The organism is Williamsia sp. SKLECPSW1, assembly GCF_054332755.1.
Window position 1 is genome coordinate 476,087 of the sequence record NZ_JBTGLI010000001.1, and the last position, 18,717, is coordinate 494,803.

The 18,717-nt window shown below is 73.5% G+C and carries 1 protein-coding gene (running past one end of the window); it reads right to left on the bottom strand.

The features are described from left to right. Positions 1 to 18,717, bottom strand: the final stretch of a protein-coding gene (locus tag ACXVUM_RS02360; RefSeq protein WP_458520269.1) for a non-ribosomal peptide synthase/polyketide synthase. Its footprint extends 18,837 nt past the window's final position; the window shows 18,717 of its 37,554 coding nt (coding positions 18,838-37,554); its start codon lies off the right edge, out of view; the stop codon is at positions 1 to 3.

Sequence of the window (18,717 nt, forward strand, 5' to 3'; positions counted from 1 at the left end):
TCAGGTCCGGGGTGGACGGAGGTGCAGGGCAACCACGGCGAGGACCTCGCTGTCACTCATCTGGAGGTGACCCGCGTCGACGTCGACGCGGGTGACGCTGCCGCAGTGCGGCTCCCAGCTCGCCGCGACCGCCGCGGGGTCCGACTTGTCGGCACCGGCCACGACGACGACCGCGGGCGCCTGCACCCGGCCGGGGCGATGGCCGGCCGCGACCGCGTCGGCGCCGGCGAAGCTGTCCATGATCGCGTCCACCCGGTCGACCGGGAGTAGTCCGCTGCGCGCGAGGTGGTCACGGACGACGGCGGCGACCTCGTCCGGCGTCGCCGCCTGGACCTCGTCGCCGAGGTCGAACAGGGACCGCCATCCGTCGAGCGGGTCGACGGCCGCGGTGTCGGGAGCCAGGAGCTCGAGGTCACCCACCCAGGTGTCCATCAACCCGAGCAGCGCGACCTGGTCACCCGCCGCCTCGAGCCGCTCCGCCACGGCGTGCGCGATGTGCCCGCCGAGCGACCATCCGAGCAGGTGGTACGGGCCGGTCGGCGCGACCCGCCGGATCTCGGTGACGTAGCGATCGGCGAACGCGTCGACGCTGTCGAGGGCCGGCTCACCGGCCACGACGTGCGGGTCCTGCAGGGCGTGGATGGGTCGGTCGGGCAGGTAGGGGGCGAGCCCGCCGTACATCCACGCCAGACCACCTGCGGGGTGGATGCAGAAGAGCGGCGGTCCACTGCCGTCGGGCCGCAGGGTCAGCAACACGCGACCACCGTCGGCACCGCTCGCCACGCGTGCGGCGAGCCCCCGCGGGGTCGGGTCGGAGAAGAACCACGGAAGTTCGACGAGGATCCCCCGTCGCCGCAGGGTCGCGACCGCCCGCGCCGCCGACAGCGACGTGCCCCCGACGTCGAAGAAGTTCTGCGTCGGCGCGACGGCCGGCACCCCGGCGACGTCGGCGAGCACCTCCGCGATCCACCGCTCCGTCTCGCCGACCACTCCGCCGACGGTGCCCGCGGTGTCGGGGACCTCCCGCTGCGGCGCCGACGCGGCGGTCCGTGGGGCGACGGCGTCGCGGCGCTCGAGGATCTCGATCCCACCCTCTCGACGGCGCGCGAGGTCGCCGGTGCGGTACATCCGCGACCCGGGTGGTCCGACGGGGTCGGCGACGATCCTCGTCGCCGACGAGGCACCGGCGACCACCGACGGGACGGCCGCACCGCGCAGCCACAACTCGCCGACCAGGCCGATCGGGACCGGACGCAGTCGCCGATCGAGCACGACGGGGTCGGCGGTGTCGTCGGGGAGGATCGCAGGGTCCGTGATCGACGGGTCCGTGAGCGCGTCGCTCGGGTCGGTGCCGGCGATCAGCGCATCGACGACGCGCACGAACACGTCCCGGAATCGTTCGACGGTCGCGACGTCGAACAGCGCTGCCGCGTAGGTGATCGACCCGCGGAGGCCGTCGTCGGTCTCGGCGACGCCGACCGCGAGGTCGACCTTGGCCGGCTCGGGTCCGGGGTCGACCCCGCGGAGACGCAGGCCGAGGTCGTCGAGGGCGTCGCCGACGTCGCCGACGTCGCCGACGTCGCCGGTGTCCTCGAGGACGTTGAGCGTGACCTGGTGGATCGGCGGGCGGCGATCGGACCGGTCGGGCGCGAGCATCTCGACCAGCAGGTCGAACGGCAGGTCGGCGTGCGCGAACGCCGCGGTGTCGTCGTCGCGGACTCGCGCGAGGAGATCGGCGACGGTGTCGTCGGGACGGTGCGTCGTCCGCAGCACGACGGTGTTGACGAACATCCCGACCATGTCGGCCGTGGCGGGGTGGCGTCGACCGCTGACCGGGACGCCGATCACGACGTCGTCGCTGCCGGTGAACGCGGCGACCGTCACCGACAGTGCCGCGTGCAACGTCATGAAGGTCGTGAGTCCACGGCGCCGGCCGAGCGCGGACAGCGCCGCCGACCGGTCCACTCCGAGGTCGATCGGGACCCGTCCACCGGTGGCGTCGCCGCCGAGGACACGCGGATGGTCGGTCGGCACATCGGTGCGGGAGGGCAGGTCGGCCAGACGGGTCCGCCAGAACGCCGACTGCTCGGCGAGGACCGAGGTGGGATCGTCGGCGTCCCCGAGGACCGCACGCTCCCAGAGGGTGTGGTCGGGATAGCCGACCTCCGAGGGCGGGAGGACGTCGCCGGCGACCCGACGACGACAGGCCTCGGCGAGGTCGCGGGCGAGGATCTGCCCGGACGCCGCGTCCCCGGCGATGTGGTGCAGCACGACGACGAGACGTCGTGTCGGTGTGGACTCCCCGGGCATCGCGCGACTGAGTGCCGCACGGATCGGCATATCCACGGTGACGTCGAACCCCTTGCTGCACAGTGCCATCGCGTCGTCCGCGGTGTCGACCTCGCGCCACCACAGGCGCTCCAGCGCCTCGTCCGCACCGAGGACGACCTGGCGGGGGATGCCGTCGTCGTCGGTCGGGAAGACCGTCCGCAGCGCCTCGTGCCGGACGATCACGTCACCGAGTGCACCGTGCAGAGCATCGGCGTCGAGGTCACCGTCGATGTCGAGGGCGACCGGCATCAGATAGGTGGTCGACGACGGGTCGAGCTGGTTGAGGAACCAGATGCGCTGCTGCGCCAGGCCCAGCGGCACGACGGCGTCGGCGTCGCGCCGCCGCAACGGCTGTGCGGCGCGGCGCGCGGACCGCACGGTCTCGGCGAGACCGGCGACGCTCGGGGCGGCCAGGAACTCCCGCACCCCCAGGTCCACGTCGAACGCCTCGCCCACCCGGCCCGCGACCCGCACCGCCGACAACGACGTGCCGCCGAGGGTGAACCAGTCGGCATCGACGTCGACCGCGCTCACCCCCAGCACATCCTCGACGATCCGGGTGATTGTCGCCCTCACGGGGTCTGACGGGGTCGTGTCCCGCGCGGGTTCGGCCGGGATCGTCTGCGGAGCGGAGCCCGGCGCGACCGCACGCCCGGGGGTCTCGACGGGCCGATCGGGAACCACCGGGGGCCGCGCCGGGGTGGTGATGCCCAGGTCGATGTCGGCGACAGGGATGTCGGGTCGCGCGACTGCCGTCCGCAGGATCGTCGTCAGCATCGCCGCCCAGCCCTCGACGGTCGCGTCGTCGAACAGGTCTGCGGCGTGGACGATCTCGACGTCCCACCCTGCGTCGTCGACGGTGACGGTGATGGCGAGGTCGTGGCGGGCGGTGGGGTCGCCGGCGTCGACAGGTTCGATCGACAGACCGTGCAGCGCGGTCGGGCCCTCGACGGACTCGGCCTCGTTCATGGCGACCATCACCTGGGCGAGCGGCGCGAACGCCTCCGACCGCACGGGTGCGAGCCGTTCCACCAGGTACTCGAACGGCACGGCGGCGCGGTCGAACGCGTCGATGTCGTCGTCGCGGACCAGCCCGGCGAGGGCGTCGAAGTGGGCGCCGGTGTCGACGACGGTGCGCAGCACCAGCGTGCCGACGAACATCCCCACCAGGTCGTCGACGCTCGCGCCGCCCCGTCCGGACACCGGCGTGGCGACCGCGATGTCGTCGGTGCCGGTGATGCGGGCGAGCAGGGCTGCGACGGCGGCGTGGACCACCATGAACGTGCTCGCACCGCGCTCGCGCGCGAACGCCTCGACGGCCCGGGCGGTCTCGGCCTGCACGCGTGTGCGGACCACGCCGGCGGAACCGGTCGCGACGGCCGGTCGTGCGCGGTCCGTCGGCAGCGCGAGCACGTCGGGCAGTCCGGCCAGGCGGTCGAGCCACCAGCGCAGGTCGCGGCCCATCGTCGACGACGGGTCGTCGGCGGCGCCGAGTGCGGCGCGTTGCCACAGGGCGTGGTCGGCGAACTGCAGGGACAGCGGCACGAACAGCGGTGCGCGCCCGGCGGAACGGGCGGCGTACGCGGCGACGAGGTCGCCGACGAGCGGTCGTGCCGACTGGCCGTCGACCGCGATGTGGTGCACGACGAGCGCGATCAGCCAGTCGTCGGCTGCCCGCCGGACCACGCGGACCCGGAGTGGGAGGTCGGTCGTGACGTCGAACCGGGCGATCGGCGCGACGGCGGCGCGGACGTCGTCGGCGGGATCGTCGAACGCCGTCGCCACCACCTCGACGTCGATGCGCGCGACATCCGTGTCCGTGTCTCCGGAGGTCAGGATCCGCTGGTGCGGCTCCCCTGCCGCCGACGGGAAGACGGTCCGGAGGATCTCGTGGCGACCCACGATGTCGTCGACGGCACGCCGGAGCGCGTCGACGTCGAGATCGCCACGCAGACGCACCGCGATCGGGATCGTGTACGCGACCGAGTCGGGGTCGACCTGGTTGAGGAACCAGATGCGTTCCTGGGCGAACGAGAGCGGGATGTGCTCGGGCCGAGCAGCTCCGGGCACGGGACGCGGACCTGCTGAGGCCGGGAGGGCGCGGATGCGTGCGGCGAGCGCACCGATCGTGGGCGCGTCGAACACGTCGCGCACGCCGACCGCGACACCGAGTTCGTCGGCGATCCGGGCGAGCAGTCGGGTCGCCGACAACGACGTGCCGCCGAGCGCGAAGAAGTCGCTGTCGGACCCCAGGCTGTCGACGTCGGCGCTGATCACCTCACCGACCAGCGTCGCGAGACCCCGCTCGAGATCGTCGGTGGGCGGACGCATCCCGGCAGCAGGCGCCGGCGTCGCGGCCGACTCGCCGACGAGGGCTGCGCGGTCGATCTTGCCCACGGGGGTCCGGGGCAGTGCGGGCAGGACCCTCAGCGTCGCGGGGATCAGATGCGCCGGCAGGGTCTCGGCGAGCGCGGCGCGGAGGTCGTCGATGGTCACGGGTCCGGTCGTCTCGACGAACCCGGCGAGTGCTGTGACGGGGTCTCCGACGCCGACGACCCCTGCCGCCGCGACCTGTGCGTGCGCGGTGAGCGCGGCCTCCACCTCGCCGAGTTCGATGCGCAGTCCCCGCATCTTCACCTGGTGATCGGTGCGACCGTCGGAGTGGAGGGCACCGTCGGCGGCACGGCGCACGAGGTCGCCGGTGCGGTACATCCGCGACCCCGGAGGCCCGAACGGACAGGCCACGAACCGATCGGAGGTCAGGTCCGCGCGGTCGTGGTAGCCGCGGGCGAGGCAGTCGCCGAGGACGTACAGCTCCCCGCGGACACCGTCGGGAACGGGCCGTAGACGGGCGTCGAGGACGACGACGGTCGACCCCGGCATCGGAAGTCCCAGGGGCACCGACGAATCCGGGTCCACCGGCGTCGATGTCAGACAGGCCATGGTCGTCTCGGTCGGCCCGTAGGAGTCGTAGAACGCCCGGTCACCGGCCCAGCGGCGCATCTCCGCGTCGGGGACCGCCTCGCCGCCGACCAGCAGGTGCGCGATCGGGATCCGTGCCGGATCACGCAGCGACGCCAGCACACTGGTGACGATCGCCGTGTGCGTCGGCGCGGTCGCCCCGATCCACGCGGACAACTCGTCGCCACCGATGACCGCAGGCGGCGTCACCACCATCGCGCCACCCGCGGCGTAGGCGCCCATCACCTCCAACATCGCCACGTCGAACGCCGGCGAGCTGATGCCGAGCCACCGTGTCGAGGAGTCGACGTGGTGGCGGTCGCGCAGCGTGGCGGCGATGCCGGCGAGACCGGTGTGCGTGACGAGAACACCCTTCGGCGCCCCCGTGGAGCCCGAGGTGTGGATCAGGTAGGCGCCGTTGTGCGCCCGCACCGGACGGACACGGTCGGCGTCGCCGAGCGGCGCGGCGAGCGCTGGATCCGCCTCGGCGCGGCGGCGGAGGTCGTCGACGGCGGCGGTGTCGAGGACCAGGGAGTCGAGGTCGACGAGGTCCACCGACGGATCCCGCAGCGCCAGAACCGCACCGCTGCTCGCGACGACCGCACGGATCCGCCGCTCGGGGTGACGGGGGTCGACCGGGCAGTACACGGCGCCGGCCTTGGCCACCGCCCAGACGGCCAGTTGGACCGACGCGGTCCGCGGGAACGCGCTGACGACCACGTCCTCAGCGCCGATCCCCCGCGCGACGAGGTCGCGGGCGAGGACCGAACTGACGGCGTCGAGGTCGCGGTATGTCCACAGCGAACTCGCGTCGAGGACTGCCGGCGCGTCGGGGTCGAGGAGCGCGGCCGCGGCGAGGACGTCGGGCAGCAGCACCGACGGCAGCGCCGTCCGCCCGGCAGGTGTCGCGGCGGGTCGTTCCCCGGCGAGGAGCACGTCGACGTCTCCGACGCTCGTCTCCGGTGCGGTGACGAGGAGTCCCACCACGTGGATCCACCGCTGCACGAGGCGTTCCGCGGTGGCGGGGTCGAACAGGTCGAGGGCGTAGACCACACCGACGCGCCAGTCGCCGCCGGCGGTGGCGACGGCCAGGGTGAGGTCCACCGGGGTCGTCGTGGTGGGCGCCTCGACCACTTCGACGTCGGGCATCTCCGGGGTCGTCCCGGGGTCGACGTTCGACGTGGTCTCGGCCACGGTGAGCTGGATCTGCGCCAGCGGTGCGAACGCCTCCGACCGCGCGGCACCCACCCTCTCCACGACATCCTCGAACGGGACGTCCGCGTGGGCGAACGCCTCGAGATCGACACGACGGGTGTCGTCGAGGACGTCGGCGAAGGTGTCGGCGCCGGAGATCGGCGTCCGCAGGACGAGGGTGTTGACGAACATGCCCACGAGGTCGTCGAGTTCGGGTCGGCCCCGGCCCGCGACCGCCGTCGACACGACGACGTCGTCGGTACCGGCCAGACGGTGCACCAGCACCACCAGCGCGGCATGCAGCACCATGAACGGTGTCGCGCCGTGGCGCCGGGCCAGCTCGGTGACCGCTGCGGCCACCGCGGCGGGGATGACGCTCTCGACGGTTCCGGCACGTCCGGTCGCGACCGGGGGGCGTGCCCGGTCGGCGGGCAGCTCGATCACCGGCGGCGCACCGGACAGCGTCGTCTCCCAGTACGCGTGCTGCTCGTCGAGCGCGCCCGCGGCCCCGAGGACCGCGCGCTGCCAGATGGCGTGATCGGCGTACTGGATCGGGAGCGGCGGCCACCCCGGGGCGACGCCGTTCCGTCGGGACTCGTAGGCGGTCAGGAGGTCTCGCAGGAGCACCGGTCCCGACTGGCCGTCGGCGGCGATGTGGTGCACGACGACGACCACCGCCGCGGGGTCCCCCTCGGTGACACGGACGCGCAGCGGTAGGTCGGTGGCTACGTCGACACCGGTCTCCGCGAGCTGCAGCGCCTCGGTCTCGGTGTCGACGACCGCCCAGTCGAGGCGCTGCGCTGCCGTGGCCGGGGCGAGGACACGCTGCCACGGTTCACCGTCGGCGCCGGTCGGGTAGACGGTGCGCAGCACCTCGTGACGGTCGAGGACGTCGAGTGTCGCGAGACGGAGGGCGGCGGTGTCGACCCCACCGCGCATCCGTAGCGCGAACGGGATCGAGTACACGGGCCGACCGGGGTCCAGCCGGTTGACGAACCACATCCGGCGCTGCGCCGGGGACAGCGGGATCCGTTCGGGGCGTACACCTGCCGTCAGCTCGGGCAGGCCCGACCGCGGGGCCGCGACGACGAGCCGTGCGAGCGCCGTCACCGTCGGGGCGTCGAACACCGCGCGGACGCCGAGCTCCACGTCGAACTCCGTCGCCAGCCGGGCGACGACCCGCGTCGCCGACAGGGACGTGCCACCGAGGGCGAAGAAGTCGGCCGCCGCCGAGACGCTGTCGACGCCGAGCACGTCGGCGACCACGCGGGCGACGACGGGCTCCACCGACCCGGTCGGGCCGACGAACTCCGCGGGCTCCGCCGGTGCGGGATCCGGGAGTGCCCGTCGGTCGACCTTGCCGGAGGCGGTGAGGGGCAGCGCGTCCAGGCGCACCCACACCGCGGGACGCATGTAGCCCGGGAGGTCGCCGACGATGTCGGTGAGGTCGTCGTCGGTGAGGTCGTCGCGTGTCACGACGTGTCCGACGAGTCGGGCGGTGTCACCGCGCCCGGCGACGGTCACGACAGCGGATCGGATCTCCGGCGACGCGGTCAGCGCGGCCTCGATCTCCCCGAGCTCGATGCGCTGTCCCCGCAACTTCACCTGGAAGTCGATGCGGCCGAGGTACTCCAGCGCCCCGTCTGCCGACCACCGCACCCGGTCACCGGTTCGGTAGAGCCGTGCACCCGGTCCCCCCAGGGGGTTCGCGACGAACCGCTCCGCGGTGAGGTCGGGACGGGACTGGTAGCCGTGTGCGAGTTGCACACCGCCGAGGTACAACTCGCCGGCGACACCGGGCGCGACCGGTGCGAGCCGGTCGTCGAGCACCCAGGTCGAGGTGTTCGCCACCGGACGGCCGATCGGCACGGGATCGGACCCGGGCAGGACGTGGTGCGCGGTGACGTCGACGGCGGCCTCGGTCGGTCCGTACAGGTTGTGCAGCGTCACACCGGGGATCCGGGCGAGCAGGGCGTCGGCGGTCGCGGGGGTGAGCGCCTCACCGGAGGTGACGATCGTGTGCAACGACGCGAGATCGTCGGACCTCCCGCCGATCTCGTCGAGGAAGACCGTCAGCATGGACGGCACGAAGTGCATCACGGTGGCGTGGGTGCGACGCACCACGTCGACGAGGTGCCGGGGATCACCGTGCCGCCCGGGTTCGACCAGGGCCAGTCGGGATCCGGTGGCCAGGGGCCAGAACAGTTCCCACACCGACACGTCGAAGGTGACCGGCGTCTTGCCGACCACGGTGTCGTCGGGACCGATCGGGTGGTGCTGCTGCATCCATGCGAGGCGGTTCAGCACCGCGCGGTGCGAGACGGTCACACCCTTCGGCCGCCCCGTCGACCCCGACGTGAAGAGGGTGTACGCACCCTCGTCGGGATGGCGGCGCGGCGGATTCCAGGGCGACGACGCCGCCCGGTCGGTGACGGTGACCGCGTCGACGTCGTTGTCCCACAGCGCCTGCGGCCACGGTCCGTCGTCGACGAGGACGACGCGAGCGCCGGCGGTGGTGAGCATGTGTCCCGCGCGGGCGGGCGGGGCGTCGACGGCGACGGGCACGTAGCGCGCACCGACCGCGACGGCCGCGTGCACGGCGACGACGAGGGCGACGGACCGCTCGATGCAGACGCCGACGGCGTCCCCGGGTCGCACACCCCGGGTGAGGAGTTCGTCGGCGACGGCGGCGACGCGTGCCCCGAACGTGGCGTAGTCGACGACGGATCCGTCGGGGGCGATCACCGCGGGCGCCGTCGGCGTCGCCGAGACCTGCGCCGCGACAAGCGTCGTCAGGTCGGTGGCGACGAACGGGGTCGACGCCCAGTCGTCGGCGGGGCCGGTCGCGTACGTCCGCACGGTCCGGGCCTCGTCGGCATCGAGGAGGTCGATGTCACCGACGGCGACGTCGGGGTCGGTGACCGCCGCCTGCAGCACTGCGACGACCCTGCGGCCGAGCGCCTCGGCCGTCGACGGGTCGAAGAGGTCGGCCGCGTAGACGATCTCACCCTCCAGAGCGCGGACCGTCCCGTCGTCGTCGCGGTCGGCGGAGAAACCGAGCGACAGATCGAACCGCGCGGCCGGCGTACCGGGATCGACGGGTGTCGCCTCGAGTCCCGGCAGTGTCGGCTCGAGCCAGCGGTGCTGGGTGAGCGTGAGCATCACCTGTGCCAGCGGGGCGAACGCGGTCGACCGGGTCGGCGCGAGGACGTCGACGAGGTGCTCGAACGGGAGGTCGGCGTGGCCGAACGCGTCGAGGTCGTCGGCGACGACGCGACGCAACAGGGTGGCGAACGACCGCGTCGGATCGACTCGGGTGCGCAGGACGAGGGTGTTGACGAACATGCCGACGAGGCCGTCGAGTTCGGCACGACCACGTCCGGCGACCGGCGTCGCCACCGCGACGTCGTCGGTGGTCGCGAGCCGCGCGAGCACGACGTCGAGGGCGGCGTGCAGCACCATGAAGACGGTCGCGCCGTGGGCCCGGGCCAGGGCGTCGACGCCGTCGCGCACCGTCGCCGGGATCTGCATGCGGACGACCCCGCCGCGCTGTGACGCCTCGGTGGGCCGCGGCCGATCGGTGGGCAGGTCGAGCAGATCGGGCAGGCCGCCGAGCCGATCCCGCCAGAACCGTTCCTGCGCGGACAGTTCCGACCGCGGATCGTCGAGTGATCCGAGTCGCCGCAGCTGCCACAGCGCGACGTCGGCGTACTGCACGGGCAGGGGTTCCCAGGCCGGCGCCCGGCCGACGAGCCGCGCGGCGTAGGCGCGTCCGACGTCGGCCACCAGGGGTGCCAGGGACTCCCCGTCGGCGGCGATGTGGTGCAGCACGACCACGAGCAGGTGGTCGCCGTCCATGTCGGCGACACCGATGCGGATCGGTACCTCACGGGCGACGTCGAACCCACGCCGCGGCGCATCGCGCACGTCGACGTCGGTCTGCAGCCACCACGACGCCTCAGCGACAACGGCTTCGGCGTCGAGCACCCGCTGCCAGGCGGCCCCGTCCGGCTCCTGGGCGACGATCGTCCGCAATGCCTCGTGCCGTCGGATGACGTCGCCGGCGGCGAGGCGCAGCGCATCGACGTCGAGGTGCCCACGGAGTCGCAGGGCGAAGGGGATGTTGTACGCGGGTGACGTGGGGTCCCAGCGGTTCACGAACCACATCCGCGCCTGGGCCGGGGTGAGGGGCACGTGATCGGGCCGTGTGCCCACGACGATCGCGTCGAGCTCCTCGGAGCGCTCGCCACCACGTTCGACCACCCGCTCGACGAGTCCCCGTACCGACCCCGTCTCGAGGACGTCGCGGACGCCGACGGCGACGGTCACGCCCGCAGCGACCCGGGCGGCGATCCGTGCGGCGGACAGCGAATTGCCGCCGAGCTCGACGAGCGACGCGGTCACCGAGGGCGCGGGGATGCCGAGTACCTCCGCGACGACGTCGGCGACGAACTGCTCGAGGCCGCCGACGGGGTCGGCGTGGCCGACGGCCGCGGTCGTGGGCAGCGGCAGTGCGCGCCGGTCGAGCTTGCCGGTGGGCGTGGTCGGGATGGAGTCGAGGACGGTCCAGCTGTCCGGGCAGAGCGCACCGGGCAGCAGTTCCGCGGCACGGCGGGCCAGGTCCGCCTCGTCGACGTCGCCGGTGACGTAGGCGGCCAGGTGATCCGCCGCCCCCGAGACGACCAGAGCGGCCCCGCCCGCGCCGTGGGTGACCGCGGCGACCGCGACGCCGGTCACCCCGGGGAGCGTCGCTGCGACGGCCTCCACCTCGCCGATCTCGACCCGCTGCCCGCGGATCTTGACCTGGGTGTCGGCACGGCCGAGGTAGGCGAGATCACCGTCGTCGGTCCATCGCACCCGGTCCCCGGTGCGATAGAGACGGGCGCCGGGCGGCCCGAACGGATCGGCGACGAAACGCTCGGCCGTCCGACCCGGCCGCGACGCATACCCCCGCGCGACCTGCACGCCGCCGATGTACAGCTCACCCACGAAACCCGGTGCGACGGGCCGCAGCACGTCGTCGAGGACCCATGCGGTGCAGTTGACCGCCGGTGTCCCGATGGTGAGCGCGGCCGCGTCCCCGTCGAGGTCGGCGGCGACGAGCGCCCGACCGGTGACCTCGACGACGGTCTCGGTCGGTCCGTAGGTGTTGTGCAGCAGAGCGTTCGGCGCGAGCCGGGACATCGCCCGTGCGGTCGCCGCGGGGAGGGCCTCACCGGAGGACCACACGTGCCGCAGCGCCGGCAGGGTGTGGCCGCCGAGACGCGCGACGTCGACGAACGCCGCCATCGCGGACGGGACGAGGTGTACCGACGTGACGTCCTCGCGACGCAGGACGTCGGCGAGAGACGCCGGGTCGCGGTGGGCGTCCGGGGGTGTGACGACGATCGTCGACCCCGACAGCAACGGCGCGAAGAACTCCGGCACCGACACGTCGAACCCGGCGGGTGTCTTCAGCGCCGTCACGTCGTCGCGGCCGAGGGGGTGGGTGTGCTGCATCCACGCGAGTCGGTTGACGATCGCCCGGTGGGTGACGGTCACCCCCTTCGGGACGCCGGTGGAGCCGGAGGTGAACAGGGTGTAGGCGGCGTTGTCCGCGCGCAGCGGGGACCGGCGATCGGCGTCGGTGACCGGGCCGCGGTCCGACGTCTCCTCGGCCGCGGCGTGATCCACGTCGAGCACGACACGACCGGCGACGAGGTCGGCCGGGAGGTCGCGATCGGTGACGACGACTCCGGCGGCGGCGGTGTCGAGGACGGTGCGCGTCCGTCCGACCGGACCGTCCGGGTCGATCGGGACGTACTGGGCGCCGGCGACGACGACCGCGTGCAGGGCGACGACGAGGTCCACGGAGCGCGGGAGTGCCACGGCCACCGCATCGTCCCCACCACACCCCGCGGCGACGAGGGCGCGGGCGAGGCGGTGCACCCGCGCGGCGTGCTCGGACCACGTCCAGCTCCGACCGTCGGCCCGGATCGCCACGTCGTCGCCGGCGAGGTCGACCCGTGCCGCGAACAGGTCGGCGAGGGTGTCGTCACCCAGCGGCAGCGACGGGCCGGTGGACCACTCGTGCAGACGATCCCGTGCCGACGAGGCGAGCGTGGTCACCTCGGCGATCCGGGTGACGGGTCGGTGGGCGACGACCTCGAGCAGATGGGCCGCCGTCTGCGCGACCACGGCGGCACGCGCGTCGTCGATCACGTCCGGCAGGTACTTCAGCCGCACCACCAGGCCGTCGCCGGTCGGGATGGTCACCAGCGTCAGCGGATAGTGCGTGGCGTCGGTCGACGAGACACCGCGCAGGTCGAGGTCTCCGCCGACCGCGTCCTGTCCCGTCGTGTCCGCCCCGCCCGCCGCCGCGACCGGGAACGACTCGTACACGGTGACGGTGTCGAAGAGCTGTCCCCGTCCCGCGGCCTCGGCGATGTCGGCCAACCCGAGATGCTGATGGTCCAGCATCGCCGTCTTCGACCACTGCAGGTCGGTGACGACGTCGGTGACCGTCGCCTCGCGGGCCACCCGGACGGTGGCCGGGACGGTGTTGATGAAGAGTCCGATCATCGTCTCGGCGCCCGGCAGGTCCGGCGGCCGACCCGACACCGTCTCGCCGAACACCACCCGCTCGGTGCCCGTCATCCGCGACAGCAGGATCGCCCACGCCGCCTGCACGAGGGTGTTGGTGGTGGCGCCGAGCCGACGACCGGTGGTGACGAGAGCCGCGGCGAGGTCGTGGCCGACGGGGATGTCCAACGAGCGCGGCTCGGCGGCGACGGGCACCCGACCCCCCGGCACGACGAGCGTCGGTTCGTCGACGTCGGCGAGCGCATCGGCCCACGCCTGCACGGACGCGTCGCGATCGATCCGTGTGAGCCGGTCGAGGTGGTCGGCGAAATCCGTCTCCGCGGGCTGCGCGAGCCGTGCCGGGTCGTCGTGTCCGGCGAGGAGATCGGCCAGCACGAGCGGCGCCGACCAGCCGTCGAGGATCAGGTGGTGGGCGGTGATCACCAGTGCTGCACCCACTCCCCCGCCCGGGAGGTGGTGGGTGATCCAGCGGAACCGTAGCAGCGGCGCCGACGACAGGTCGAACGGTTCGGCGCGATCGGCCGCCGCGAGAGCAGCGACCGCGTCGCCGGTCTCGGCGGCCGACAGCGCGGTCAGGTCGTCCGACGTCCAGCGGGGACGCGCCTCCGGCGCGATCACGACGACGGGCCGGCCGCTGTCGGCGCGCACGAAGGCCGATCGGAGTACACGGTGTCGGACGACGAGAGCGTCCGCGGCCGAACGCATCCGCTCCGGGTCGGCGCCGGGACCCAGGGTGAGCGTCGTCTGGATGACGTAGACGTCGCGGGATCCGTGGACGTCCCGTGCGGCCTCGGCCTCCACCAGCATCCCCTGCTGCAGCGGTGTCGCCGGCCACAGGACCGCCCCGGGGTGCCGCGTGAGCAGGTCGTCGATCTCGGTCTGCGTGAGACCCGTTGCGGCGAGATCGGTCTCGCTCGGGCCGGGGTCACCGACCGCGGAGACATGGTCGACGACGGCGCGCAGGTGATGCTCCCAGCGGGCGCCAATCGCCACGACGGTCGACTCGTCGAGCAGAGCCGCGGGCCGGGTGAGGTCGAGGTGCAGTTCGCGTCCGGCGGGGGTCGACGACGTCGTCACCGACGCGGTGAGGGCCGCCGTGGCGCGCATCGTCCCGCGGACGGTCGCGGGCAGCCCCGGTGCCGCCGTGTCGGGGACGGGCACTGCCGGGACGGACACTGCTGGGACGGGGACGCCCGAATCGACGTGATCCGTCGCGCCGACCGCTCCGAAGTAGTTGAACGCGATCGCCGGTGTGGTGAGCGTGTCGGTGTGCGCCGACCATCGCAGCGCCCCGAACCCGAGTCCCCGGTGTGGCATCCGTGCACGGACGTCCTTCACCGACTTCACCGTCGCGGCCGCGTCGCGCCCGACGACGGTCACCGACACGGGGACCATCCCGGTGAACCACCCGACCGTGCCGGTCAGATCGGCGCCCGGGGCGAGCGACTCCTCACGGCCGTGGGTCTCGGTGAGCAGCGCGACCCGCTGCTCCGTCGAGGCGTCCCCGAGGACGTCGACGAGAGCGTGGGCGAGGGCTGCGAGCATGATCGTGTCCGCACCCGTCCCGTAGGCGGTGGCGACGGTGGTGAGCACCGCCTCGCCGACCTCGGCGGGCACCGTGGTCTGCAGTCCGACGACGGTCGACTGCCGGTCCCGCGCCGAGTCGAGTCCCGCCTCGGGACCCGCCCCGGTGCCGATGGCTCCGGGCGCCACGGCCTCCTGCCACGGACGCGGGTCCTCGGTGCGGCCGAGATCGGCGAGGACGTCGGCCCACCGTCGGGCCGACGTCACCGGTGCGGTCAGGACCACCGGCGATCCGGCACGGACCGCCGACCAGGCGACGGCGAGGTCGGAACCGAGGATCTGCCAGGACACCGCGTCGACGGCGACGTGGTGGATCGCGAGCAACAGGCGATCGGGACCGTCGAGCACCGGGATCCGCGCCGCGGCGACCACACGTCCCCGCGCCGGGTCGAGGGTGTCGAGTGCGCGCGCGTGGGCTCCGACGACCGCCTGCCCCAGATCGCTCTCGGTGGCCTCGTCGACGGCGACGACGAGGACGTCGTCGACGTCCCCACCGCCCGCGACGACCTGCCACCGATGCTCGTCGCCGCTCGGCACCAGTGCGGCGGTGAGCATCGGGTGGTGGGCGACGACGGCGCGGACGACTGCGGTCACGTCGACCGGGTCGGACGGGAGGACGAACACCATCGACTGCGAGAAGTCCCGCGTCGCGTCGGGGTCGTCGTCGGGGACGAGATCGGCCATCCATCCGAGGGTCGGCGTGGCCGTCACGGGTCCGGCTGCCCCGCCGGGGAGTTCGGCGAGGACCGGCGTGACCGCGGCGCGGGCCGCGCGAGCGATGGCGCGGACCGTCCGATGGTCGAAGACCATGCGGGGTGTCACCGTGTACCCGGCCGCCCGGAGCAGCGACACCAGTCGGATCGACATGATCGAGTCGCCCCCGAGGGCGAAGAAGGAGTCGGTCACCGAGATCGTTCGCCGGCCCAGGACCGCGGCCACGATGTCGGCGATCACCCGCTCGTCGGCCGTCGCCGGCTCGACGGAGGTCTCGTCGGCGTCGTCGATCTCGTCGAGCGCCGGCAGTGCGCGACGGTCGAGCTTGCCCGCGGACGACAGCACGACCTCGTCGAGGACGATCCATCGGGTCGGGACCATGTACTCGGGGAGGGCGCGCCGCGCGACCGCGGTCACCGCGTCGACGTCGACGGCGGGGCCTGCGAGGTGCGCCACCAGATGCTGGGCACCGCTGCCGATCTCGACCACCGACGCCGCGGCGTGGACCACGCCGTCGGCGCGGAGCAGGACCGACTCGATCTCGCCGAGTTCGATGCGCTGTCCGCGCAGCTTCACCTGGTGGTCGGTGCGACCGAGATACTCCAGCGCTCCGTCGCGACCACGACGTACGAGGTCGCCGGTGCGGTAGAGACGCGCGCCGGCGGGACCACAGGGGTCGGCGACGAAGCGATCGGCGGTGAGGTCACCGCGGGCGGCGTACCCGCGGGCAACCTGGACACCGCCGAGATACAGCTCCCCGGGGACGCCGACGGGCACCCGGTGCAACCTCGGGTCGAGGACGCGGGTGACGGTGTTGTCGACCGGACGGCCGATCGGGACCACGTCTCCGATGTCGACCAGTTCCTGGTGGGTCACCTCGACCGCGGCCTCGGTCGGACCGAACAGGTCGTGCACGGCCGCCCACGGCATGCGCGCCCGCACCTGCGCCGCGGTCGCCGGCGGCAACGCCTCGCCGGACACGAACACATGGCGCAGGGACGTCAGCCGAGCCAGATCCGCGTCGTCGAGGACATCGAGGAACACCGCGAGCATCGACGGCACGAAATGCACCGTCGCGGCTCCACTCCCGGCGATCAGGTCGACGAGATGCGCGGGGTCGGTGTGGCCGTCCGCACGGGCGACGACGATCCGCGCGCCCGCCATCACCGGCGCGAACAGCTCGGGGACGGACACGTCGAAGGTGGCGGGGGTCTTCAGGATCACGCCGTCACCCACGGCGAGCGGGAACCGCGCGAGCCCCCACCGCAACCGGTTGAGGACGGCGGCGTGGGACACGGTGACGCCCTTCGGCCGACCCGTCGATCCCGAGGTGAAGATCGTGTACACCGCGGAGTCCGGACGCAGCGGGGCGCGGCGGTCGTGGTCGGTCACCGGGCCCGGATCACCCGTGCCGTCGGACTCCTCCACGAGCAGTGTGCGGTGTCCGGTGTCCCGTCGGTCGCCGGCGGTCGTGAGGACGACGCGCACCCCGGCCGTGGCGAGGATGTCGGCGATGCGGTCCGCAGGTGCGTCGGGATCGACGGGGACGTACTGCCCACCGGCGACGACGACGGCGTGGATCGCGACGACCATCGCGACCGACCGGCGCACCACGACGGCGACCGCGTCTTCGGGGCCGATCCCCTCGGCGATCAGCCGACGGGCGAGCCGGTGCACACGGGATGCGAACGCACCCATGGTGATCGACTGTCCGTCGGACTCCACGGCGACAGCGTCCGGGTACGCGGCGTACGCCTCGGTGAGGACGTCGGCGAGGGTCTGCGCAGGGCGCTCCACCACCGGCCCGAGCTCAGCGGCGGCGACGTCCTCCCGCTCCCGCGGATCGAGGATGTCGATGTCACCCACCGCGCGGTCGTCGCGGTCCGCGGTGAGTGCGGTGAGGACCCGGACCAATCGGTCGGCGAGGTCCTCGACGGTCGGGCCGTCGAACAGGTCGGTGGCGTACACGATCTCGCCCGGCCACTCCCCCGACGGCGTCGTCGACACCGTGACGGCGAGGTCGAGCCGCGCGGGCGGCGGCCCCGGATCGAGGATCTCCACCCCGTCGTGGGCGGTGATCGTCGACGAGGTGTCGAGCGACAGCATCACCTGCGCCAGAGGGGCGTGCGCCTCGGACCGGCCGGGGGCCAGTCGCTCGACGAGATGCTCGAACGGGGCGTCGGCGTGGGCCACGGCGTCGAGGTCGGCCTCCCGCACCGCCGCGAGCAGCGCGGCGACGCCGGCGTCCGGGGTGACCGCGGTGCGCAGCACGAGGGTGGTGACGAACATCCCCACGACGGCGTCGAGGTCGGCCTGCCCGCGACCGGCCGTCGGGGTGACCACGGCGATGTCCTCGGTCGCGGAGAGCCGGGCAAGCAGCACCGCGAGCGCGGCGTGCACCACCATGAACTCGGTGGCGCCGTGACGGCGTGCCGCCGACCGGATCTGCTCGGCCACCGCGGCGGGCACGGTGAACCGGATCCGGTCGCCGCCCTGGGTCGCGCGCGGTGGGCGCGGACGGTCGGTCGGGAGCGGGAGGACGTCGGGGAGGCCGGCGAGACGCGAGACCCGATGCGCGACCTGCGATCCCAGCGGTGTGGTCGGGTCGTCGACGGACCCGAGGACACGCTCCTGCCACAGGGCGACGTCGGCGACCTGGAGCGGCAGCGGCGTCAGGTCCGGTGCGGCGCCGGCCGATCGGGCGGACCATGCGGCGACGAGGTCGGCGACCAGCGGACGCAGCGACTCCCCGTCGACCGCGATGTGGTGCATGGCCAGCGCGACGACGGTGGAGCGCTCGCCGCTCGGGCCCACCGCGTCGGGGACGATCCGCGCCCGCACGGGCAGATCGGTGACGAGATCGAACGGGCGCGACAGAAGGTCCCGGACGGCCGCCTCCGCGGGCGAGGCGTGCACCTCCACGACCAGACGCGCGGCCGCCTCCGCGATCGGCAGCACATGCTGCGTCGCGCGTCCCGCGTGTTCCGGGAACACGGTGCGCAGGACCTCATGGCGCGCTAGGACGTCGAGCAGTGCGGTCCGCAGGACGTCGGCGTCGACGGTCCCGGAGAGTCGCAGCACGAGCGGGATCGTGTAGGCGACCGAGTCGGGTTCGAACCGGTTGAGGAACCAGATGCGCTGCTGCGCAGTCGTCAGCGGGATGTGTTCGGGGCGCGGCTGCACGGTGATCGGGGGCAGGGCGACGTCACCGTCGGCGGCGCGGACGCGCGCGGCGAGCGCGCGGGCGGTCGGTGCGTCGAAGAGGTCGCGGACGCCCACGCGCACCCCGAACGCCTCGGTGACTCGGGCGACGACGCGCGTCGCCGACAACGAGGTGCCGCCGAGGTCGAA